This window comes from Tsuneonella suprasediminis (assembly GCF_003605755.1).
Classification (GTDB): Bacteria; Pseudomonadota; Alphaproteobacteria; order Sphingomonadales; family Sphingomonadaceae; genus Tsuneonella; species Tsuneonella suprasediminis.
Genome location: NZ_RAHJ01000001.1, coordinates 1 through 22,508 on the forward strand (window position 1 = coordinate 1; position 22,508 = coordinate 22,508).

The following is a 22,508-nucleotide window of genomic DNA, read 5'->3' on the forward strand; positions in this document are numbered from 1 at the left end:
CGTAGACCCTTCCTCTCAGGAGTTAGGGCCTCCGACAATCCCGGGGCGGTTCACGGCAGACGAGCGCGGTTTCTCCAGAGCTTTCACATTCAGCGATATGCTGACTGTCAATTTCAATGTGTTTGGCGCCAAACCACCGGTTCGGATTGGCGATCATATTAAGAGCGGTTCTCGTGTATTTACCCCATTGAGGGAAGCGCCTCTGATCCAAAAAGAAAAGCCCATAGGTGGAGCCCAGCCGCTTAAACATGGAAAAGGGCCGATCCCGGCTGCCTTCGCAAAACCGGAGGAATTGAAGCACACAGACCGGAGCGTCCTTTCTCCCATCGAATTGGATTTATGGGACAAAGCTGGCTGGCACGGGACAGCATTTATGGGCTACGATGGAATGCCAGGGCCAATTTTGGCGCTGCACTTTCGAGATGCTGATGCTTCCCGACGTATCTTTGAAGATTGGATATCTCGATGGGGACGCGAAGGCAGCGACGAGAATTTGCGAATCTCGATCGTAACGGGAGTCTCGGTCAAGCACCCCTTTGCATATTCGATGCACATTGGACCGGTCTATCGAACAAGAGATGAGCGAAGCGGAATTACGTTCACAACGTTGTCACGCTATATGCGACTGGACGCTTCTACGCCGGATAATTTGAATGGCTTCCTAGGCGCATATCAGAAGGCAGGAACGTTTGCCTTCGCGCCTGCGGTAGCGGTTCCCGGGAAGCCATTCCCTGTTCCAATGCTTGATTTGATCCAACCAAGGCGTCGATTGGAAGTTCGCCCTGCGTGGACGATAGATGAGAACGATCCCGATATGTCAGTCATACAGGACGATGATGATCCGTTCATCCCCGACGGTCAGACGGACCCGCCGGTGCGGCGAGCAATAGCTAAGATGAGGGAGTTTCGATCCGGCAAGGCCTGACCGGATAGGCCAAAGAGATTAGGCAGCACCCTTCCGTTGGTAACCTATCTTCTATGGGGCCTCAAGCCCGGAGCAGTAGCCTCCCCAAGCCTCCATCAGCTTCACCCGTGCGCCGGGATTTTCCGGCGTGCCGAGATAGGTTGTACGACGATATGCAGCCTGCACCGCATCCGGCGTCTTATGCGCGAGCGCCGCTTCGACAACCGCATTGGGAAAACCTTCGTTCGCCGCCCAGTCGGTAAAGCTGGAGCGGAAACCGTGCACGTGGAAAGGCTCCTGCATATCGCGCATGACTTTGAGCAGGGTCATGTTGGACATCGCCTTGCCGGTCATACCGGGGAAAACCACTTCGGCTCCCTCCATTTGCATTGCCTCCGCCTTCACAAGCACCGCCAAGGCCGCCTCTGACAGCGGCACGATGTGCGCCCTGCTGCGCTTCATGTGTTCGGCTGGGATTGTCCAAAGGCGCTGGTCCAGATCGAATTCGTCCCATTTAGCAAGCCGCACTTCCTGCGAGCGAACGCCAGTCAAGATGAGAAGGTCCAGCGCCAGACGCGAATAGGATGGCTTGCGACGCAGCGCGGTCAGGAATGGTGGAACGGCCACGTATGGCATCGCCTTGCGGTTCGCCGGTTTCTTGATCTGCCTAGGCAGCCCTCGCCCCGCTTTCAGGCTGCTGTTGCCCGATGGAGCCTCCGTAGAGCGCCAGCCTTTGGCGTGGGAGTAATCCAGCACAGCGCAAATCCGATTCCGAACCTGGCGAGCTGTTTCAGGAATTTCCTGCCAGATCGGCGTGAGGATGGAGATGATGTCGGCGGCGGTGATTCCGCCAGTCGTCATGTCGCCCAGTTTCGGGAAGGCGTAGTTCTCCAGACTGGCCAGCCACTGGCGACCATAGACATCGCTTTTCCAGCCTGCCTCATTCTCCGAATGATATTGGGTGGCGGCTTCGCGGAAGGTGACCTTGGCAGCTTCCTCATCCTTGCGCTCGGTCAGCACATCCCGCTTCCCGACCTTTACAGCCTTGCGGAGTTCCGCCGCTTTAGCGCGCGCTTCCGCCAACGTGACCAGCTTCGGACTGCCCAGTCCGATATCCTGACGTTTGCCATCGCGCTGGATTCGCAGGAGCCAATAAGCTCCCCCTCTTTTGTCGACTCTGAGGACCAATCCGTCGCCATCCTGATAGGTGCCCGGATTCGCCAAAGCGGCCTTGACCGCAACCGCCGTGAGTTTGCCCATCGGTTACTCCCACATCTTTGCCGCCATTGTGGGAGAACCCAAGTGTGGGAGGAAGCCACTTTACTCCCACACCTCTCCCACACTACGCTCCGGCTGCAAGCAAACAGAAGCGGTCGAGTGCGGACGATGTAGAGCAGAATACCCTTGGTTTTCCGCGATTTCTAGGGCTTTTCGGGGATATTCTGAGAAAGGGCGGTGGTGGACAGGGCTGGATTCGAACCAGCGTACGCTTGCGCGGGCAGATTTACAGTCTGCTGCCTTTAACCACTCGGCCACCTGTCCACACAGGGCATCGTTTCTGGCGATGAAAAAAGCCCCCGCATCGGGGGCTGCCAGCCGAGAGGCGCCCCAATGGCGAACCCTTGCTTGCCTGTCAATGGGGCGGGTGGCAGGAGGCGCGATAAGTTTCCACATCACGGCATCGTACAAGGAGAAAAAATGGCCAAGGGTGATCGCAAGCGCGCCATGCGTGGACGCGCGGGGCGGATGCAGGGAGGACGTGGATCGGGGCGCGCCGGTGCAGGGCAAGTTCGCCTATGGGGCCGCCACGCTGTTGAAGCTGCGCTGATGAATCCAGAAAGGCAGCATCGCAAGCTGTGGGCCACGAGAGAAGGCATCGAATCTCTCGACGGGGAACTGCCGGCAGACTTCCCGGTTGAATATGCCGATGCCCATGACCTGGCCCGTCTGGTAGCCCGGGATGCACCCCATCAGGGACTGGTGCTTGAATGTGCACCTTTAGAAGACGTGTTTCTGGCCGACGCTATTGCTGAATCCGAAGGCCCTGTGCTGGTTCTCGATCAGGTGACCGATCCACACAATGTCGGCGCGATACTGCGATCGGCGGCTGCTTTCGGTGCAGCGGCAATTGTGACTCAGGATCGTCATGCACCGGGCGAGTCTGGCGTGTTGGCCAAATCGGCCTCGGGTGCATTGGAAGTCGTGCCATGGGTCCGTGTGGTCAATCTTGCGCGGACGCTCGACGAACTGGCAGAAGCAGGCTTCTGGCGGATTGGGCTGGCAGGTGAAGCAGATGCGACCTTAGCAGAGGCTCTGCCAACCGGACGAGTCGCACTGGTGCTGGGTGCAGAAGGCGAAGGGATGCGTCAGAATATCGCCGCCCATTGTGACGCGCTCGCCAGACTGCCAATTTCCGATGCGATGGAAAGCCTGAACGTGTCCAATGCCGCCGCTATCGCCCTTTATGCGGTGGCTGCGCGTTCTATTTAAGCCCCCGCACCAACGGCAAGTCGGCCCGATAAAATAAAAGGCGCAGCACCTCCACCGGAAGTTGCTGCGCCCCTATTCGCAATGGAGACGAACAGTTAGTTGACCGAATCCTTCAAACCCTTACCTGCCTTGAACTTAGGCTGATTGGAGGCCTTGATCGTCATAGGCTCCCCAGTGCGCGGATTGCGCCCGGTCGATGCCTTACGGCGCGCCACAGTGAAAGTGCCAAATCCGACCAGACGAACCTCGTCACCGTTCTTCAGAGCCTTGGTAATGGAATCGAATACCGCTTCGACTGCACTGGCCGCATCGCCTTTCGAAAGACCGGCAGTTTCCGCAACTGTGCCGATCAGATCATTCTTGTTCATCCGCTAAACCCCCAATGAATTTCCTGTCGCAGTACCGTCGACAGATCGACAGCAAAGGAATCGCTCACGCGAAGCCGCGAAGTTGAGAGATTTTTTGTCCGTGAGTCAAAGACAAATGGGCCTTTGATCTATTGTTCGTCTCACTTTACGCCCATCCAGACGATACAGGAATGGAGCAACCTCTGTCCCTCCCACGGATCGCCGGGAGCACATGCTGCGCTCCCCGGTGGGCGTTCAATGGGGGCGGGCAACTTCTCCGGATGATGGCACTGGCTGGCTGGCGAGATCATCCGCCTCACTCCAGTCAATCGATTCGAGTGGAGAAACCAATGCCAGCTCCAGCACCCGATCGACATGAGAAACCGGAATTATCTCCAGCCCGTCTGTGATGGCCTGCGGAATTTCCACCAGATCTTTCACATTCTCCTCGGGGATCAATACAGTTTTGATTCCACCACGAAGCGCCGCGAGAAGCTTTTCCTTCAGCCCACCGATTGCCAGCACCCGTCCACGCAATGTGACCTCCCCAGTCATGGCTACATCTGGCCGCACCGCAACTCCGCTCAGCGTCGAAACGATTGAGGTGACCATGCCGACGCCCGCGCTCGGCCCGTCTTTGGGGACGGCGCCTTCAGGCAAGTGGATGTGGATATTGCGTCGCTGGAATATCGACGGCTTAATGCCATAGGCAGGCGCGCGCGCCTTCACGAAGCTGAACGCAGCGGCGACGCTCTCGTTCATCACTTCGCCCAGTTTGCCGGTGGTTTTGATCTCACCCTTGCCCGGCGTGGTAACGCTCTCAATGGTCAGCAGTTCGCCGCCCACTTCGGTCCACGCCAGACCGGTGACTGCCCCGACCTGCGCCTCTTCTTCGCTCACACCGTGTTTGAACTTACGAACCCCGGCAAATTCACCAAGGTTGTCAGGCGTAACGATGACGCTTTCCGCCTTCTTTTCAAGAATTTTACGGAGGCTTTTACGGGCCAGTCGCGCAATTTCGCGTTCCAGCGTACGCACGCCCGCCTCGCGGGTATAATAACGGATCAGGTCGCGCATTGCGGCTTCCGTCACTGCGAACTCACCCTCTTTCAGGCCGTGTGCGTCGATTTGCTTGGGCAGCAAGTGGCGGGTGGCGATTTCCACCTTCTCATCTTCGGTGTACCCTTCGAGCCGAATGATCTCCATCCGATCGAGCAACGGCTGAGGCAGGTTAAGGCTGTTGGCCGTCGTCACAAACATGATGTCCGACAGGTCCAGATCGAGTTCCAGATAGTGGTCCTGGAATTTGCTGTTCTGTTCCGGGTCGAGCACTTCGAGCAGCGCTGATGCCGGATCACCGCGGAAGTCCTGCCCAAGCTTATCGATTTCGTCGAGCAGGAACAACGGGTTGCTGGCTCCTGCCTTCTTGAGATTGGACACGATCTTGCCCGGCAGCGAGCCGATATAGGTGCGCCTGTGGCCGCGGATTTCGGCTTCGTCGCGCACACCGCCCAGCGACTGTCGGACAAATTCGCGCCCGGTCGCCTTGGCAATCGATTTGCCAAGCGAAGTCTTGCCGACACCCGGCGGGCCGACGAGGCACAGGATCGGCCCCTTCAGCTTATTGGTGCGCGCCTGAACCGCGAGGTATTCGATGATCCGGTCTTTCACCTTTTCCAAGGCATAGTGATCGGCATCGAGCACGGCCTGCGCCTTGCCGATATCCTTGTTGATCCGGCTTTTCTTACCCCACGGCAGACCGAGCAACACGTCGAGATAGTTGCGGATTACGGTCGCTTCCGCGCTCATAGGCTGCATGGTCTTGAGCTTTTTCAGCTCACTGTCTGCTTTCGCGCGGGCTTCCTTGCTCAACTTGGTTTTAGCGATCTTCTCGGTCAGCTCAGCGATTTCGTCACCATCTTCACCGTCGCCGCCACCCAGCTCGCTCTGAATCGCCTTCAGCTGTTCGTTGAGGTAATATTCGCGCTGAGTCTTTTCCATTTGCCGCTTCACACGACCGCGAATTTTGCGCTCCACCTGAAGGACAGACAGTTCGCCTTCCATGAAGGACATCACCATTTCGAGCCGTTTGAGCGGATCGCGTTCGGTCAACACCGCTTGTTTATCCGATACCTTGGCACCGACCGCAGCAGCAATTGTGTCCGCCAGTTCCCCGGCGTCGTCAATCTCCGCCAGTTCCGCACCGGCACCATCGCCGATTTTCTTGTTCAGTTTCGCGTATTCGCCAAATTGTTCGACAACCTGACGCATCATCGCGACGACTTCGCTGCCCGCCGCAGTTTCCGGCTCGGTTATGGCGACGTCTGCCAGATAGTAGCCGCCTTCGCGCTTGATCGATACCAATTCCGCCCGCGCGCCACCTTCGACAAGCACACGAACGGTGCCGTCGGGCATCTTAAGCAATTGCAGAACCTGCGCCACCACCCCGACATCATACAGATCATCCTGAACGGGGTCGTCGCAACTTGGCTCCAGTTGCGGGATAAGGACGATATCCTTGTCACCTTCCATCGCCGCTTCCAGCGCCGCCACCGATTTATCGCGGCCAACGAACAGCGAAACCACTTGTCCGGGAAAGACAACGATGTCGCGAAGAGGAAGAAGTGGGAAAGAATGAGTCATAAAAACAATCCATTTGCGATGTGGATACAGATCGGAACACATCGGTTTCGCAGAATATGGGTGCACCACCGCCCACTCGCAATGCCGTAGCGAACCTTAGCTGTGGACGTCACAGTGTGGCTGCCGACTGCTGCTTGCCATCACACTATTAGGCTATAGTCAAATATAGCATAAATATCGTATGGGAATGATATGGGGCAAAGGCACATCGACATTTCGAGCTTCGTTATCAGGGCGACTGAACTGTCTGCTCTCAACTACTTACCGGCCAGTCATCCACGACCGGACCGGCTCGAATGGGTAAATCAGGGGACGGGACAGCCGCTCAGGCATACGACAATCGATATGCTGCTGCGAACATTGTTCCGCAACGATCCGTCACCCAGCGTCGCCAAACTGCGTGAATCTTCAGTCCTTTGCGTTCATTTCCAATCCGAACGGCTGCGTGACAAATTTGCCCGCCAGTTTGAAAATGCCCGCGAAATAGATCGGGTAAAAAACGAAAAGCTCGTGATCGCGCTGTTCGCTCGCCCCGAACTGGCACGTGACGCGGTTAGCGACCTTGAGGCGCATGGGGTGCCCAACTCCGCAATATCGGTTCTGTGGCGGGCAGACGACTTTATGGGAACCGGTGGGGCAAGATACGAGGGGCATTCGGCACGCAGCGTCGCCGCAGCGACTGTGGCGGGCGGATTGTTCGGTTCAATTCTTGGTGTTACAACTTTGGCCATTCCCGGCGTCGGGCCTGTTGTTATGGCGGGCCCTCTCGCCGTTGCGCTGGTTTCGCAAGTCAGCGCGCTGAGCGGGATTATCGGGGCGACCGGCGGGGCCATCGCGCGTATGCTGTCGGATCAGGATGTCGAAGGGCGAGAGCCTTCGTTCTTCGAAACCGGGATCAATCAGGGCCGCATTTTCGTCGCAGTCGATCCCGATGTGATCGAACTGGATCGCGGTCAGTTGACGGAAATCCTTCAGTCACGTGGCGGGCAAGTCGCCACGAAATCGCATTAAAGCGATCAATGTAGGCAACATCGGACCGGCGCATTGCCGTTGCGTGCCCTCCCGCCTCTCGAAGCAGAGTCCGGACGGCAGGAGGCGCAATTGCTGAGAAAGGGGTTAGCCCATGCCGGGCAGGTTAAAGCCCGGCGGCAGCCCCATACCTGACTGAATTTTCTGCATTTCTTCGTTGGCGACGCGATCCGCCTTGCCGCGCGCATCGTTGAATGCGGCGGTTACCAGATCTTCGAGCATCCCTTTCTCTTCCGGCTTCATCAGGCTGTCGTCGATCGCGACCCCCATGATGCGCCCTTTGGCAGAGCAGCGGATTTTCACCAGCCCGCCACCGGCGGAACCTTCCACTTCGATTGCGTCGAGCTTTGCCTGAGCATCGCCCATTTGCTGCTGGATCGTTTCAGCCGCCTTCTGCGCGGCCTGGATCATTTCTTCCATCGATTTCATGCGGATTTGCTCCAGTTTCTGGTGCCTTGCTCGTCATCATCGAGCATTTCGGCATCGGGAAATGCGGCCAGTGTGGCCTGGACCAGCGGGTGCGCGCGCAGGCGTTCGGCGGCGTCAGCGCGGGCCGCCTCATCACGTTCGACCAATGTCGGCTGCGCGCCAGCGGCCGCTTCGCCATCCACACGCTCGACCTCCCACCGGCTGCCCGTGACATCGAGCAAGGCCTGCCGCAGTTCTGGCGAGAGATCGTCTGTGAATCCCGCGGCCTGAGTGTAGGTCAGCTTGCCCTGCTCTATCGCAATCGGGCGCACCTGCATCCGCACACGCGTACCGAGATGCAAATGGCGCGCTTCGATCTGATCGACCAGCCGCGCCCAATCGTATTGAGCAACCGGCGCGGCGGCTCCTGCATCCTCGGCAGAAACCGATGGTGCAGAGGCACTTAGGCCGTTCGCGGCCAGTTCCTCCAGCTTCTTCACCAGCGAGCCGGGATCGGGCATTTCGCCAGCGTGAAGTGTGCGAAGCAGTGCCATTTGCGCCGCTACCAGCGGATCGGGCGCCGACCGTACCTCTTCGTATCCCTTGAGCAGCAATTGCCACAGGCGGTGGAGCTGGCCCGCAGCCAGCCGCCCTGCCCAGCCCTCGATCGCCGCGCGCTCTTCCGCCGTGGGCGCATCGGCACCGCTGCCGCCAACTTGTTCCACGGTGATGCGGTTGGTCAGATCCATCAGCCCGCGCATCAGCGCAAGTGGTTCAACTCCCAGCGCATATTGCTCGGCCAACGCCGCCATCAGGCCCTTGGCGTCGCCTTCCAGCATACACGCGAACAGGCGTCGCTGCGCGCCTTTGTCGGCCAGACCGAGCATGTCGCGCACGCGCGCTGCGGTGACTTTGCCATCGGTATCGAGATCGGCATGGGCAATCGCCTGATCGAGGATCGACAGCCCGTCGCGCACCGATCCCTCGGCAGCGGAGGCAATCATGTGCAGCGCCTCCGGCTCTGCCTCGACACCTTCCTGGCGGCAGACGCTGGCGAAATGATCCTGTAACAGCTCCGCCGGAATGCGCCGCAAGTCGAACCGCTGGGTGCGGCTGAGGACAGTGACGGGCAGCTTCTCGACTTCGGTTGTCGCGAACAGGAACTTCACATGCGGCGGCGGCTCCTCAAGCGTTTTCAGCAACGCATTGAAGGCATTACGCGACAGCATATGCACTTCGTCGATGATGTAGATCTTGTAGCGCGCCGACACCGCGGCATAGCGCACGGCCTCGATAATTTCTCGCACATCGTCGACGCCGGTGTTGCTGGCAGCGTCCATTTCGATCACGTCGATATGGCGCCCCTCGGCAATGGCCCTGCACGGTTCGCATACGCCGCATGGGTCGATAGTGGGGCCACCAAGTCCATCGGGACCGATACAATTCAATGCCTTGGCAATCAGACGCGCGGTGGAAGTCTTGCCCACCCCGCGCACCCCGGTCATCAGAAAGGCATGTGCCAGCCGGTCGCGTTTGATCGCGTTGGCCAGCGTACGAACCATCGGCTCCTGACCGATTAACTCACTGAAAGTTTGAGGCCGATACTTCCGCGCCAGCACGCGATAGGGCTGCGCGGCGTCGGCCGACGGAGCGGTGGCAGGCGCGGTGGCAGACGCAGGGACTACCGCATCAGCAGGAGCGGGGTCCGCAGCAGGCGGGGGCGCAGAAGTGTCTGCGAACAAGGCATTTTGCCCCGCCGCCTCCAGCTCAGCGGCAGACGGATTCGCCGCTTCGTCGTCGGTCTGCCACGGGAGGCCTTCGGTATCGTCCGGTGAATCACCCATATCCAACTAGGTAGGCGTTCGGGCATCGCTTGTCATGCATGTGCGGTGCATTTGTGTGTTATGATGTGCTGTGCCAGAAAACTGGCCGTCGAAGGGGGGAAAAGGCGATGAAAATCAATGCGGAGCGGCTGACTGCCAGCCATGATGAGGCGGTGACGGTATTCATCATCGGAATGCGGATCAACAGATTGTTTGCATTGAACAAATGGCTGCCCGTCGCGCGTTCGATGGGGCCGATGGTGGCCGAGCTGGCCGCCGATCCCGACAGCGGATTTCTGGGTGCGGAGACGATGCGGCAGGGGTTTCGCACGATATTGCTGGTGCAATACTGGCGCGATTTCAACAGTTTGGAGAGCTACGCCCGCGACCGTGATCGCAACCACTGGCCCGCATGGACCGCGTTCAACAAGGCGGTCGGGTCCGATGGCACGGTCGGCATTTTCCATGAAACATACGCTGTTTCAAAGGGATGCTACGAATCGATTTACAACAATATGCCGACATGGGGCCTCGGCGCGGCAAGCGGGCTGACCCCGGCAACCGGATCGCGCAACGAAGCGCGCAGCCGTATGAAGGCGGCCACAAACAACTGAAACCAATAAGGAAATAAGGAGCCGAGCGACCCGCTGCAATCTACCTGGGCTGCTTCCTTCCGGACCTGACCCGGTGAGCAAACGCGAACGTCCACCCGACTCCCGGCGCGGCATATGGCGGGGATGGGCGCGGTTTTCAAGCCATTCGTGGTGCGCAAAAACAGGTGAAAAAGCGATAACCCGCCAAACCACCCAAAACGCCAATGGTTACTTTAAGTAACGACCAGGTTACTTAAAGTTATCAGCATAAGCCTGAATTTTCAGAGTCTTAGACGGGGTCGCATGGACGCGGGCGGCGATGCCGTATTTTGTGGCGTAGGCCACCGCCTCTTCCTTGCTGGAGAAGCACAATTGCACTTGTGCCTGTGTATCGCCGCTGCCGGTCCAGCCCATCAGCGGGTCGGCCTTGCGCGCTTCGGACTGCTCGAATTCGAGAATCCATTGATCGGTCAATGCCTTGCCAGATTGCATGGCGTTCTTCGGGCGTTGGTAGATGCGTGCAGACATAGGCGATCCTTAGGCCACCTTTTCGCTCTGGAAAAGAGATTCACCACGAAAACACACACAGCCGCATCGATTTTACACTGAACGCGCGCAAAACGACGGATTCACTGCCGATTGAACGCATTTTTGGTTTTGAGGCTCGGCTTTTCGGTCCACGGCTGATCGGGCCAGCGATGTTTGGGATAGCGGCCCTTCATATCTTTCGCGACATCGGCCCAGCTACCGCGCCAGAATCCGGGCAGGTCGCGGGTGGACTGAATCGGGCGGCCCGCCGGGCTGGTCAGCTTGAGCAGCAGCGGGGTGTCGCCCACCATCGGATGAGCCTCCAGCCCGAACAACGCCTGCACCCGCACTTCCACCGCCGGGGCGTCGTCGCCGGTATAATCGATGGCATGGGTGGTGCCGGCGGGCGAGGTGAATTCGCGCGGGGCCACCCGGTCGAGCCGCTGGCGCGCATCCCAGTCGAGCATCCCCAGCAGAGCATCGGCCACCCGCCCTTTCGCCAGATCGAGATCGCGCCGCCCGTCGAGCAGCGGGGCCAGCCACAGCGGCGCGGTTTCGCGCAACGCATCATCGGACAGCGCAGCGACCCCGGCATAGCGGGCGCGGGCGCGCAGCGCGGGCGGGACGATTGCCGACAGGTTTTCCACCGCCCGTTCCACAAGCATATCCACAACCGCCGCCGGATCGGGTTGCGGGTCTGGCCCACTGGCCAGCACGATCGCGCCCAGCCGCCGTTCCAGCCGCGCCTCCACCCGCCCCTCGCCCGCATTCCAGTTGAGCACAGAGCGGCGTTCGATCCGCCGGGCCAGCGCCGTTTCCACCTCTGCCGTGTCGAGCGCGATGGCCGCGGTGATCCGCGCGCCCTTCGCCTGCCCCTGCGCGTCACCGATGGCGAGCCATTCGGCGCGCGCCAGCGGGCTGGCGGGATCGAGCACGAAGCCGCGCCCGCCCGCCGACAGCCAGTGTTCGCCCGATGCATCGCGCCGCCGGGCGACGAAATCGGGCCGCGCCCGCGCCAGATAGATGCCGGGGTTGTCCGCCGCCGCATCGCGCCGATCCGCACCCCCGCCACCACCGGCACCAGCACCAGCACCGGCACCACCGGCACCAACAATCCCCGCCGCCTTGCGCGCCCAGCCCTGCGCCAGTTTGCGCGAGGCATCGGCGCGGCCGCTGCGGTCGGCGTTCCAGCGCGAGAGGCGCGCCAGCAGGTCTTCCCCCCGGCCGCCCAGCCCGCGTTCCTGCAACAGCAGCGCGATTTTCGCCGCGTCGCCGCCGTGGCCATCCTGCGCGCCCATCAGCACCATCGCTGCCTCCACCGGGGCCATTGGCATCGCAGACAGTTGTTGCCCGAATGCGGTCAGCCGCCCGCCATCGTCAATCGCGCCCAGCCCCGCCAGCGCCCCGCGCGCCGCCGCCAGCGAAGCATCGGGCGGAGTATCGAGCCACGGCAACGAAGCCGGATCGGCGGTGCCCCATCTGGCCAGCGCCAGCACCAGCGGCGCCAGATCGGCAGTGAGCATTTCGGGCGGATCGAACGCGGGCCTGCCGGGATGCGCCGCCTCTTCCCACAGACGGTAGGCAACGCCCGGCCCCTGCCGCGCGGCGCGGCCCGCGCGCTGCGCCGCGGCGGCCTGACTGGCGCGGTGCGTAACAAGGTGTGTCGTCCCCGCCGCCCGGTCGAATTCGGCGCGGCGGGAAAGCCCACAATCGACCACCACCGAAACCCCGTCCAGCGTCAGCGAGGTTTCGGCAATCGCCGTCGCCAGCACGATCCGCCGACGCCCGTCGGGATCGCGCCGGATCGCCGCGCGCTGCTGCGCCGGGTGTACCTGCCCGTGCAGCGGCAGGATCAGCGCATCAGGCAAGCGGGCATCCAGCCGTTCGCGCACCCGCTCTATCTCCCCCACACCGGGCAGGAAGGCCAGCACATCGCCGGTTTCGGCGCGCCATGCCGCCACCACCGCATCGGCCATCGCATCGTCCACCCGCACATCGGGGCGCGAGCCGAGCCATTCGATCCGCAAGGGGTGCGCCTTGCCCGCGCTTTCCACCACCGGCGCATCGGCACCGAGCAACCCGGCAAACCGTGCCCCATCGATCGTGGCAGACATCACCAGCACCCGCAGATCTTCGCGCAGCACCGCCTGACTTTCCAGCGCCAGCGCCAGCCCCAGATCGCCATCCAGATGCCGTTCGTGCGCTTCATCGAACAGCACCGCGGACACGCCGTTCAGCTCCGGGTCTTCGACCAGCCGGTTGACGAGGATCGCCTCCGTCACCACCAGAACGCGGGTGCGGGCCGATGTCTTGCTGTCCAGCCGGGTGAGGTAGCCGACGGTTTCGCCCGCCTGTTCGCCCAGCAATTCGGCCATCCGTTCCGCCGCCGCGCGCGCGGCCACCCGGCGCGGGCTGGTCAGGATAATCTGCCCGCTGCACCATTCCTCGCCCAGCAAAGCCGGGGCGACCGCCGTGGTCTTGCCCGCACCCGGCGGCGCGATCAGCACCGCCCCGCTGTGCCCGCGCAAGGCGGACAACACATCGGGCAATACATCGTGGATCGGCAGGCGCGGGGCAGCCATCGCGATCAGTCCCCTTCCCAGCCGAACACGTCTTCCAGCCCGACGCCGAAGTGGCGCGCGATGCGAAAACTGGTTTCGAGGCTGGGCGAATAGCGGCTCTGTTCGATGGCGATGATCGTCTGGCGGGTAACGCCGACAATGTCCCCCAGCGCGGCCTGGCTCAGCCCGCCGTGCTCTTCGCGCAACTGGCGCACGCGGTTGGTGATCGGGGGGCGTTTCGACATATCAGACCGTGCGGCGCAGCAGGTAGACTTGCCCCGCGTAATCGGCAAGCTGCGCCGCGATCAGCGCGAACATGGCATGATGGAACAACATATTGCCGTTGGGCATCCACAGGTAAGCCCCGCCCGCCAGCACCACGCCCACGGCCAGCACAGTGCCCGACCAGCGCCCCGCCCGATCCGCCACCAGCCGCTCCCGCTCATCCGCAGCCGAATTCGCTTCGCGCGGGGCGGCCATCGCCAGCATCACCTGCACCACCACGGATGCGACCACCACCACCAGCACATAAGGCACCAGCGCCACCGCAACCGGCGCCCCCGGATCGGCCGAGACCGTGTTGAAATAAAGCAGCCCCGACAACAGCATAACCGCCATCATGGCCCACGCAGACTTTTCCCGGAACGACATCGACGCCATCGCGAATCTCCTGAACGATGTAAGATATTTTTTACACTGATGGCGAGGAGATGGGGTGATGTCAAATATTTTGGACATTATCCCCTTGGGACAGGTAATCGCGAGACTGCGACAGGACTGCGGAGCGAATGTGAAACTCATTTCCTAATTGGTCGCCCCGGCTCGGAGGCCGGGTTACGAGAAGCAATGCTGTTCCATCACCTGATTATGCCAACGAAAGAAATGTCCGTGTCGGGGGCGGCACGAGGAATTTCGCTTTTGGCATAGCGAAGCTGAAGTTTTCCGACCGGTTTTGACGGTGGTGAACGCTACCGGCAGGGGACGAACTGGGGTGGGAAGTGGACATTCTTTTCCGCACCCCGTCTAGAGCAAGCCCCCTAATTCCGGAGGCCGGAGAGCAAGCCTTCGAACTCAGGATCGTATTTGAGAGCTAGCTGGCGAAACGCCGCAGCTAATTGACGCAACTCCGTCTTGCCTGCGCAACTATGTTGTGCAGCCTTAGACTTCCGCCCCGCCATGCCGATCGCCAGCTCGAGGCTTGCCCCGTCGGTGCAGATCACGTTCTCAGAACCGTAAAAAGATAACTGGCCAAGGTGGCGCAGATCCGCTTCGGTGAGGCGCCTGACGAGATCTTCGGCATCGTCATCCGACAGGGCTATTTCACGACGCCTCGTCACAACTTCGCCACCAGACTTCCATCGATATCGATAGCCCGCTATCCGCATCATCCACACACCGCCCGTGCGATAGACCATCACCTGCTGCGAGGCAGGAGGTGGGGACATGCTCGCTCGGACTGTAGCCGAATAGGCGGGGCCCCCCTCTGAGAGCTCACCGCACACGTCTTCCAAATGATAGTCCCGGCCAGGATCAACTGCAGGGCAGGCGATATCCGCAGAGTTCGCACTCGTAATCAATAACCCTGCCACCATCGTAATGAGCACGGATTAGTCTCCCTAGGTGGTCGCTACGTGAGGATATTTGAACACGATAACTCAACGTCCGCAATAGGGTCGCTTGCAGCCAGGCCGCTTTCCGGGCCGGAATGCCGGTGAACAGACATTCATCGAAACCGGCGACTGTGTCCACACGACCTGACCACTTAAAGGCCCACCGCCTCAATAATGATACCGGCACTGTACGATTTCGAGCGATTGGGCCACGCCCTCGCCCACCACGCGGTACACCAGCCGGTCTTCCTGTGTGATCCGGCGTGACCACCAGCCGTTCAGCGGGCCTTTCAGGGGTTCGGGCTTGCCCGTCCCCGTGAACGGGGTCCGTTTGCATTCCTTGATGAGCGCGTTCACCCGTTTGAGGGTCTTGCGGTCGGTGCCCTGCCAATACAGGTAATCGTCCCACGCATTATCGGACCAGACGAGCTTCACGGTTCGAGAATATCGCGCTCCGCACCGCCGGCATTGTCCATCTGGTCAATCGATTCCCGCAACCGTTGCGCGTTGGCGCGGCTGGACAGGAGGTGCATGGTTTCTTCCATCGCGTTCCAGTCGTCCAGCGATACCATCACCACCGATGCCGCCTTGCGGCGCGTCACGATCACTTGCGTGCGATCGTTGACGACCTCGTCCATCACATCCTTGAGGTTGGCGCGGGCTTCCGAATAAGTAATCACGTCCATCGCCGCCTCCTGATGACTGGATCAACTTGTACAGCTTTCTGTACATAAGCGGTTATGAACGATCTGTGAAGCCCCCGCTCAATACCCCCGCGCGACGGCGAATTGCGCGGCTTCGGACATGGCGGCGCGGGCGCGGTTTTCGGGGAAGATCGACAGCGCATCGATGGCGCGCTGCGCGAAATGGCGGGCGCGCTGGCGGGTGTCGGCCACGGCATCGTATTTCGCGATGAGGGCCACCGCTTCTTCCAATGCGTCGTCACCGTCGCGATGACCGCTGATCGCCGCTTTCCAGAACTTGCGTTCGGCATCGGTGCCGCGGGCATAGGCGAGGATCACCGGCAGCGTCATCTTGCCTTCGCGGAAATCGTCGCCGCGATCCTTGCCCATCGTCGCGGCATCGGAATCGTAATCGATGGCGTCGTCCACCAGTTGGAATGCGATGCCCAGATTGCGCCCGTAATCGTCGAGCGCCTGTTCCTTCACATCGTCACATTCGGCCACCACCGCGGCGATGCGGCTGGCGGCGGCGAACAGCGCGGCGGTCTTCGCGCCGATAATCGCCAGATAGCGTTCCTCGCTCGTTTCGATCTGCCGCTGCGCGGTGAGCTGGTCCACCTCGCCTTCGGCAATGATCGCGCTGGCGCCGGAGAGGATTTTCAGCACTTTCAGGCTGCCGTCTTCCACCATCAGTTCGAACGAGCGGCTGAACAGGAAATCGCCCACCAGCACAGTGGCCGGATTGCCGAAGATGATGTTGGCCGCCGCCTTCCCCCGCCGCAGATCGCTGCCGTCGACGACATCGTCGTGCAGCAGAGTGGCGGTGTGGATGAATTCGACCGACGCAGCCAGCTTGTGATGGCGATTGCCCTGATATCCGACCAGCTCCGCCCCGGCGAGGGTCAGCATCGGGCGCAGACGCTTGCCCCCGCCCGAAATCAGATGCCCGGCCAATGCGGGGATCAGCGGAATCTTGCTCTGCATCCGGTCGAGGATGACGGCATTGACCGCGTTCATGCCCGGCGCGGTCAAAGCCAGCATAGGGTCCAGAGTGGCGTCGTGACGCGGTAGTGGAACGATCTCGGCGCTCATGCCGCCCCCATGCGGTGCACAGGCCCGCTTGGCAAGCGCGGAATCGCCGCTATCGTGCGCGACGACTATGACCGATGTAACTTCACAACCGACGCCCGCCGCCCCTGCCGCCCCCGATGCGACTCTGGCCGCGTACCGCAAATCGATCGACAATTTCGATGCCGCGCTGATTCATATTCTGGCAGAACGGTTTCGCATCACGCAGGCGGTGGGCGCTTACAAGGCGCAACACGCCCTGCCCCCCGCCGATCCGGGCCGGGAAGAGGCACAGATCGCCCGTCTGCGCGCCCTGGCCGAAGATGCCCAGCTCGACCCCGAATTCAGCGAAAAATTCCTCCGCTTCATCATCGACGAAGTGATTCGCCACCACGAACGCGCGCGCGAGGGGTGATAGATGGGTTTGGCCAGTGGCGGCCGACTGCCCGCCTCTCTGGCAGCAAAAATAACTAGCCGCCGTTCAACCCGGCAGCTTCCCGGTTATTCGACATAGTCCGCTGCGAGACGGAACATACGCACGACACTCAGGCGAAACGACTGGCGCGCATCATATTCTTTGACAGAAGCAAGGCGGGGCATGTCTTCGCACCTTGCCCGGAATTGCACCGTTTTTGCATCCTCGGCGCAGCGTTCCAGCCAGTTTGCCGATTGCTTCACCGCCCGCTGATGTATCGCCTGCGCCCGATTGCACTGCGCTGGCATATTATCGCTGCACCCCATCGCAAAGGCGAGATAGGCGATATAGTCAGGGCGCCAGTCCTCCTCGGGCACCCCCGCTGCATCCGCATCGGGAACATTGTTGCCGAGCAGTTCGCATCCGTTCCCATCGATAAACGGCTCGCCGCGCGGAAAGCATGCTTTCGCGAAATAGCTGAATGCCCGATCGGGCCGGGGAGCCACCGAAAGGCCATTCTGATAGATGATGCCAAGATATTTACAGGCATATGGGGCAATGCCGACATCTGTCGATTCACACACCCGCTCCATCTTCTGCTTCGATTTGCCGTAATCGCGCAGCTTCGCATTCAGAAAATAGATTTTGCCCGCTTCATAGCAGCCGCCTACCTGAAAGCCCGCGGCGCAAGACGCATCATATGCAGCAAGGGCGGCCTCAGCATTTTCACCTTTTTCCGCCTTCACACCAGCTCGCCAGCAGCTGTCGACATTCGCGTCCTTCGTGCAGGGAGAGAGAGGCGGCACGGCCTTCAGCGCTTTCCCGCTTTTCGCCGGTTGAGCAACAGCGGGCCCCGAAACCACCGCCACACCCATCACCATAACCAAGGCCACCCAAATCGACCGCATGCCATTCTCCCAGTTGCGATGAGTGCACAGATATCCGCGCGCTTTCACAGGGCAACCCCGGCGGCCGGCGCCCACGCCAGGTTGCCCATATACGCGTTGAACGGCGCAAACACGCCCGTATACAAGACGCGATGCCGATTTCCATTTCAAGATGTATCGCCGGGGTATGCAAAGCGGCTGCGCTCTGTCTGATCCAGCCCGCTTGCGCCCAAAGTGCCGCTGAGCCTGCACCGGCCGTGACCGTCGATCCGGTCGTGGGGGAATATTCCTCTGTGCAAATGGAGCTGGTGGCGGGCATCCGCCTCAACCCTGACGGTACTTTCGAATATGGTCTGACTGTCGGATCGCTGGATGAACGGGCGCAGGGCCGCTGGAAGCGTGTCGGCAGCCGGATCGAACTGGTCAGCGATCCCCGGCCAGTGGCACCAACCATTAGCGCCAACAGAATCGATAATGCTCCCGGCCAGCCCTTTGCGCTTCGGCTTGTTGCGCCCAATGACATCGATATTCCTGGCATCGATCTGCGGATCGATTTTGACACCGGGGCGCCGTTGAAGTCCTATCTCGTAGGAGGCCCCTGGACACTGCCAGCAAACGAAAAACGGCGTCCACGATTTATCACTTTCAGCAAGAGAGCCTATCGGATCGCTTCGGGCCCATTGCCGCTGCGTGCAGAGGCCGGAACGGTCACGGTCTTTCTTCTGACGCCGAATGATCTCGGTGTTATCGACCTGACCGGCGCGTATCTTGAGCCCGATGGGAACAGTCTGGTGCTCACGCGACCGGACGGAACGATCATATTCGAACGCGCCAATCCGGCATCAGATACACGCACAACTCCCGATGGAGAGCAGGATCCCCAGAAGGAACCGTTGCGTTGACCGAGGAACCGCCTGCTCCCGGTTATTCATCTGGCGCGGGCAGCGACTGAGAGTTCTTCGCACGATTGTCGGCTCCGCGATCAAACCCGATCAACGGCATTGAAAACCGCATGGTTCCGATGGTGAAAATCAAACGGCTCTATCACTGGGCCGACTGTATTTCAGGCGATACAAGCCTGAAATGAAAAAGCGGCTTTCAGGAGCTGGCCCACAACCGGGAACTGCCCCTCACGCCGCGCGGGGCAGCGACAGTTGCACCAGCAGACCGCCCAGATCGGCGCTTTCGCCCAGTGTGACTTTACCGCCGTAAATCGCCACTACGTCGCGCACAATGGCAAGGCCCAACCCGGTGCCCGGTTTATCGGTGTCGAGCCGCGCGCCGCGGTCGAATATGCGCGAGCGGTCGGCTTCGGGAATACCCGCGCCATCGTCTTCCACCCAGATGGTGCACAGCTTCTTGTCGGCCGGTTCGGCATCGACTGTCACGAACACGCTGCCGCCGCCGTATTTCGCGGCATTTTCCACCAGATTGCCCAGCAGTTCGTCCAGATCCTGCCGCTCGATCGCCACTGTCGCCGCGCGGTTGCCCGCCAGATCGAAGCGGACATCGGGATATAGCCGCTCCACCGCGCGCTGCACCGCCGCCGCGCTTTCGCATACCGGGGTATGCGCGTGGCCCACCGCGCGCCGCCCCACCGCGCGCGCGCGGGCAAGGTGGTGATCGACATGGCGGCGCATCGTGCCGGATTCGCGGATCACGGTATCCGCCAGATCGGGCGCCTTGGCGGTGGCGGCATTGTTGATGACCGTGAGCGGAGTTTTCAGCGCATGAGCCAGATTGCCCGCATGGGTGCGCGCTTCCTCTGCCTGTTTTTCCGAATGGGCGAGCAGGGCGTTGAGTTCATCCACCAGCGGTTGCACTTCCAGCGGCAGCGGGTCTGTCACGCGGTTGGCGCCGGTGGTTCGCATATGCTGGATCGCCAGCCGCACCCGGCGCAGCGGGCTGAGGCCGTACCAGATCTGCATCGTCGCCATCATGAACAGGCCAAGGCCGAGGATCACGAAGCTCCAGATCAGGATAGATCGGATCTTGGCCAGTTGCGCGTCCACTTCGCCCCGGCTGGCGGCAACGGCAAACCACCACTTTGTCTTGCTGCCCGGCAGCACCACCGATCGTTCGGCAATCCGCAGCGGTTCATCCGCGAACTGGTCCGAATTGTAGATGTGAATATCGGTGTCGGTGTAACTGGTATCGACCTTCAGCGTGCGATCCCACAGGCTGCGGCTGGGATATGCTTCATGCCCCTCGCCGCTGATCTGCCAGTACAGGCCGCTGTTCGGTTCCATAAACCGCTGATCGCCCAGCGGGCGGCTGAAATAGACTTCGCCGGTATTGTCGATTTCAGTCGATGCCATCATCGCGGTCAGCAGATAATCGAGCTGATCGTCGAAATTTTTCTCGACCATGTCGGTCAGTGTGCGATCGAGCGCGAAGCCGCCGCCCAGCAGCAGGATCGTGATCCACCCTGCCGCGATCAGCATCATCCGGCGCGCCAGACTGCCGGTATGGCGTTTGTACACGCCAGTGGCCGCCGGTTCGCTGACCGCCGCGTCTGCCGTTACGCTGTCCGCCGGTGGCGGAGCGTCAGGCGCGCGGCTGGTCTGCGGGATCGTCGAGGCTGTAGCCGAGTCCACGGATTGTCGTGATGACATCTGCACCCAGTTTCTTGCGGATGCGGGTAACGAAAACCTCGATCGTATTCGAATCGCGGTCGAAATCCTGATCGTAGATATGTTCGATCAGTTCGGTGCGGCTCACCACCTTGCCCTTGTGATGCATGAGGTAGCTGAGCAGCTTGTATTCCTGCGCGGTCAGCTTGACCGGCTCTCCCGCCAGCGTGACCCGGCCAGAACGAGTATCGAGCCGGACCTGCCCGGCGGTCAGTTCCGAACTGGTGTTGCCGCTGGCCCGGCGGATCAGGGCGCGCAGGCGGGCGATCAGCTCTTCGGTCTGGAACGGCTTGGCCAGATAATCGTCGGCCCCGGCATCGAGCCCGGCGACCTTGTCCGACCATGAATCGCGCGCGGTCAGCACCAGCACCGGAAAATCGCGCCCTTCCTTGCGCCACATGCCCAGCACTGTCAGCCCGTCGATCTCCGGCAGGCCCAGGTCGAGCACGACCGCATCGTAATCCTCCGTCGAACCGAGGAAGTGGCCATCTTCCCCATCGGTCGACAAGTCCACGGCATAACCGTTTTGTTCGAGGGTCGATTTAAGCTGCTGGCCGAGTGTCGGTTCGTCCTCGACGATCAGGATACGCATATCTGGCTTGTCCCCGGTAAAATCATGCCACGGATGTGGGCTATCGATATCAACGCGTCAACTCGATGGGGTTTCCCACTGCCCACTATCCTATTCACCGCGAACGGTTCAGCACCCGCCCCGTGCGGGCATCGACATCGACGAACACCACATGGCCATCCCTGATGAACTTCAGGCGATAGGCCAGCGCTGTCGAATCGTAAGCAAACCCGAGATATTCGTATCCGCGCATCTGCGGCAGGATACGCGCCTCGATATCGCGCGAACGCATAATATTGCCGGCCCGCATTTCCTTGCGCGCGGCCCCCTGCTCGGTTCGCTGGGCAACGGCGGGCGCACTGGTTGCCACAAGGGCAAGCGAGGCGACCGCGGTGAGACAGGCAGATACGATCCGTTTCATGGTGCTTCACTGCCTGTCACAGAGCCATTGAACAAGGTGTGAATATCGCCGCACCGTACGGTTCAGGCTCAGGATTCACGCATTTGCATATATGTCGGGTCAGGCAAACCATCGCGCGCCTGACCCGATCATATTGTTAGCGTGTCATTTCAAAGCTGGCCGTCACCGTTACCGATGTGCCAACCAAACCCGGCTCTACCGGTGTGGGGGCCGCCGATGCATCCTGGGCAACCGCCATTTCTTTCATCATCGGCATCGGGCGGTTGTTCATCACCGCTTCGCCTACCTGCAACAGGCGCACGCCCGAATATCCGGCCCACTTGGCATATTCCTGCGCGCGTTCCTGCAATTCAGCGAATGCAGCCTTGCGCGCCTGCGCCTTGGCAGCGGCATCGTCTTCAATCGAGAAGTCAGGTCCGCTGATATCGTTGGCCCCGGCCGCGACCAGCGCATCGAGCACCGGCCCGGCGCGCTTCACATCGCGCAGCGTCACATTGACGCGGTTCGACGCACGATAGCCCTTGAACACCTGCTGGCGTTTGACCTGATCGTAATCGTAATCAGCATTCAGGCTGATCCCGGCAGTCTGGATATCCTTGGCATCGATCCCCAGCGACTTGATCCGTTTGACGACTGCATCCATCGCCGTGGCGTTCGCCTGCATCGCCGCGACTGCGGTCGGCGCGGTGCTGTTCACCCCGGCACCGATGGCGACAATATCGGGCGCCGACTTGACCGATTTGGTCACCGAAAGATCGACCACCGGCCCTTGTGCCTGCACCTGTACGTCGGCGGCGCTGGCCTGCGAAGCGACGGAAACGGCGCCCAATGCCATTACGGCGGGAAGCAACATGCGATTCATCGATAATTCTCCTTTTCCCTCTCTGTCCTGCA

General features: G+C 60.9%; 24 protein-coding genes, 1 tRNA gene and 1 other RNA gene. 6 read left to right on the forward strand and 20 right to left on the reverse strand.

Annotation, left to right across the window (positions count from 1 at the left end; all coding sequences use genetic code 11):
- Nucleotides 1-925: hypothetical protein (locus tag D6858_RS00005; protein ID WP_205664830.1), on the forward strand; the 925-nt coding region annotated here is incomplete at its 5' end.
- Between the two features lie 51 nt (nt 926-976).
- Here D6858_RS00005 and D6858_RS00010 read toward each other — a convergent pair.
- Both D6858_RS00010 and D6858_RS00015 read right to left on the reverse strand, forming a co-directional pair.
- Nucleotides 977-2,164, reverse strand: coding sequence for a tyrosine-type recombinase/integrase (locus D6858_RS00010; protein WP_120105808.1), 1,188 nt, complete (start codon nt 2,162-2,164; stop codon nt 977-979).
- 196 nt (nt 2,165-2,360) lie between these two features.
- A tRNA-Tyr gene (locus D6858_RS00015) sits at nt 2,361-2,446 on the reverse strand.
- Between the two features lie 156 nt (nt 2,447-2,602).
- On the opposite strand from D6858_RS00015, the gene rlmB reads away from it, so the two are divergent.
- Complete coding sequence (rlmB, locus tag D6858_RS00020; RefSeq protein ID WP_120105810.1) at nt 2,603-3,394, forward strand: 23S rRNA (guanosine(2251)-2'-O)-methyltransferase RlmB; 792 nt, start codon at nt 2,603-2,605, stop codon at nt 3,392-3,394.
- 95 nt (nt 3,395-3,489) lie between these two features.
- Here rlmB and D6858_RS00025 read toward each other — a convergent pair whose 3' ends face one another.
- Both D6858_RS00025 and lon read right to left on the reverse strand, forming a co-directional pair.
- Nucleotides 3,490-3,762 (reverse strand): HU family DNA-binding protein, encoded by a 273-nt coding sequence (locus D6858_RS00025; RefSeq protein ID WP_102154482.1) that lies wholly within the window; start codon nt 3,760-3,762, stop codon nt 3,490-3,492.
- Between the two features lie 234 nt (nt 3,763-3,996).
- Entirely contained in the window at nt 3,997-6,384 is a 2,388-nt protein-coding gene (gene lon / locus D6858_RS00030) for an endopeptidase La (RefSeq protein WP_120105873.1), read from the reverse strand.
- A 192-nt stretch (nt 6,385-6,576) separates the two neighbouring features.
- On the opposite strand from lon, the gene D6858_RS00035 reads away from it, so the two are divergent.
- Entirely contained in the window at nt 6,577-7,395 is an 819-nt protein-coding gene (locus D6858_RS00035; RefSeq protein ID WP_133305200.1) for a hypothetical protein, read from the forward strand.
- A gap of 105 nt (nt 7,396-7,500) precedes the next feature.
- Here D6858_RS00035 and D6858_RS00040 read toward each other — a convergent pair whose 3' ends face one another.
- On the reverse strand, nt 7,501-7,842 hold the full coding sequence (locus tag D6858_RS00040) for a YbaB/EbfC family nucleoid-associated protein (protein WP_120105814.1): 342 nt from the start codon (nt 7,840-7,842) through the stop codon (nt 7,501-7,503).
- Nucleotides 7,839-9,665, reverse strand: a complete 1,827-nt coding sequence (locus D6858_RS00045; protein WP_120105816.1) for a DNA polymerase III subunit gamma/tau — start codon at nt 9,663-9,665, stop codon at nt 7,839-7,841. The genes D6858_RS00040 and D6858_RS00045 overlap by 4 nt, the downstream gene beginning before the upstream one ends.
- Before the next feature lie 107 nt (nt 9,666-9,772).
- Between D6858_RS00045 and D6858_RS00050 the strand changes: the two genes are divergently transcribed.
- Nucleotides 9,773-10,258 (forward strand): DUF4188 domain-containing protein, encoded by a 486-nt coding sequence (locus D6858_RS00050; RefSeq protein ID WP_120105818.1) that lies wholly within the window; start codon nt 9,773-9,775, stop codon nt 10,256-10,258.
- An 11-nt stretch (nt 10,259-10,269) separates the two neighbouring features.
- Here D6858_RS00050 and ffs read toward each other — a convergent pair.
- The 9 genes from ffs to D6858_RS00095 form a co-directional block, all read right to left on the reverse strand.
- An RNA gene (gene ffs / locus D6858_RS00055) (signal recognition particle sRNA small type) lies at nt 10,270-10,364 on the reverse strand.
- A gap of 122 nt (nt 10,365-10,486) precedes the next feature.
- Nucleotides 10,487-10,765, reverse strand: a complete 279-nt coding sequence (locus D6858_RS00060) for an ETC complex I subunit (protein WP_120105820.1) — start codon at nt 10,763-10,765, stop codon at nt 10,487-10,489.
- Nucleotides 10,766-10,866: 101 nt separating this feature from the next.
- Nucleotides 10,867-13,347 carry an ATP-dependent helicase HrpB gene (gene hrpB, locus D6858_RS00065; protein WP_120105822.1) on the reverse strand — a complete coding sequence of 827 codons (2,481 nt, stop codon included), beginning with the start codon at nt 13,345-13,347 and terminating at the stop codon, nt 10,867-10,869.
- 5 nt (nt 13,348-13,352) lie between these two features.
- Nucleotides 13,353-13,571, reverse strand: coding sequence for a helix-turn-helix transcriptional regulator (locus tag D6858_RS00070; RefSeq protein ID WP_120105824.1), 219 nt, complete (start codon nt 13,569-13,571; stop codon nt 13,353-13,355).
- A 1-nt stretch (nt 13,572) separates the two neighbouring features.
- Nucleotides 13,573-13,986 (reverse strand): hypothetical protein, encoded by a 414-nt coding sequence (locus tag D6858_RS00075; protein ID WP_205664832.1) that lies wholly within the window; start codon nt 13,984-13,986, stop codon nt 13,573-13,575.
- A 377-nt stretch (nt 13,987-14,363) separates the two neighbouring features.
- Nucleotides 14,364-14,930, reverse strand: coding sequence for a hypothetical protein (locus tag D6858_RS00080; RefSeq protein ID WP_120105825.1), 567 nt, complete (start codon nt 14,928-14,930; stop codon nt 14,364-14,366).
- A gap of 174 nt (nt 14,931-15,104) precedes the next feature.
- Nucleotides 15,105-15,371: a Txe/YoeB family addiction module toxin gene (locus tag D6858_RS00085; RefSeq protein WP_120105827.1), complete on the reverse strand. Its 267-nt coding sequence runs from the start codon at nt 15,369-15,371 to the stop codon at nt 15,105-15,107.
- Nucleotides 15,368-15,622: a type II toxin-antitoxin system Phd/YefM family antitoxin gene (locus tag D6858_RS00090; protein ID WP_120105829.1), complete on the reverse strand. Its 255-nt coding sequence runs from the start codon at nt 15,620-15,622 to the stop codon at nt 15,368-15,370. Before D6858_RS00090 ends, D6858_RS00085 begins: the two co-directional genes overlap by 4 nt.
- Nucleotides 15,623-15,700: 78 nt before the next feature.
- Nucleotides 15,701-16,711, reverse strand: coding sequence for a polyprenyl synthetase family protein (locus D6858_RS00095; protein WP_120105831.1), 1,011 nt, complete (start codon nt 16,709-16,711; stop codon nt 15,701-15,703).
- A gap of 67 nt (nt 16,712-16,778) precedes the next feature.
- Between D6858_RS00095 and D6858_RS00100 the strand changes: the two genes are divergently transcribed.
- Nucleotides 16,779-17,102 carry a chorismate mutase gene (locus tag D6858_RS00100; protein ID WP_120105833.1) on the forward strand — a complete coding sequence of 108 codons (324 nt, stop codon included), beginning with the start codon at nt 16,779-16,781 and terminating at the stop codon, nt 17,100-17,102.
- A gap of 86 nt (nt 17,103-17,188) precedes the next feature.
- Here the strand turns inward: D6858_RS00100 and D6858_RS00105 are convergent, their stop codons facing one another.
- The gene (locus D6858_RS00105; protein ID WP_133305201.1) at nt 17,189-18,010 is read right to left on the reverse strand and encodes an SEL1-like repeat protein; all 822 of its coding nucleotides are present in this window, start codon (nt 18,008-18,010) and stop codon (nt 17,189-17,191) included.
- A gap of 131 nt (nt 18,011-18,141) precedes the next feature.
- On the opposite strand from D6858_RS00105, the gene D6858_RS00110 reads away from it, so the two are divergent.
- Nucleotides 18,142-18,891 carry a hypothetical protein gene (locus tag D6858_RS00110; RefSeq protein WP_120105837.1) on the forward strand — a complete coding sequence of 250 codons (750 nt, stop codon included), beginning with the start codon at nt 18,142-18,144 and terminating at the stop codon, nt 18,889-18,891.
- A 228-nt stretch (nt 18,892-19,119) separates the two neighbouring features.
- Here the strand turns inward: D6858_RS00110 and D6858_RS00115 are convergent, their stop codons facing one another.
- The 4 genes from D6858_RS00115 to D6858_RS00130 form a co-directional block, all read right to left on the reverse strand.
- Entirely contained in the window at nt 19,120-20,604 is a 1,485-nt protein-coding gene (locus D6858_RS00115; RefSeq protein ID WP_120105839.1) for a sensor histidine kinase, read from the reverse strand.
- Complete coding sequence (locus D6858_RS00120) at nt 20,537-21,214, reverse strand: response regulator transcription factor (protein ID WP_102154498.1); 678 nt, start codon at nt 21,212-21,214, stop codon at nt 20,537-20,539. The genes D6858_RS00115 and D6858_RS00120 overlap by 68 nt, the downstream gene beginning before the upstream one ends.
- 94 nt (nt 21,215-21,308) lie before the next feature.
- Complete coding sequence (locus D6858_RS00125) at nt 21,309-21,614, reverse strand: PepSY domain-containing protein (protein WP_120105841.1); 306 nt, start codon at nt 21,612-21,614, stop codon at nt 21,309-21,311.
- 136 nt (nt 21,615-21,750) lie between these two features.
- On the reverse strand, nt 21,751-22,476 hold the full coding sequence (locus tag D6858_RS00130; protein WP_120105843.1) for an SIMPL domain-containing protein: 726 nt from the start codon (nt 22,474-22,476) through the stop codon (nt 21,751-21,753).
- Between the last annotated feature and the right edge of the window lie 32 nt (nt 22,477-22,508).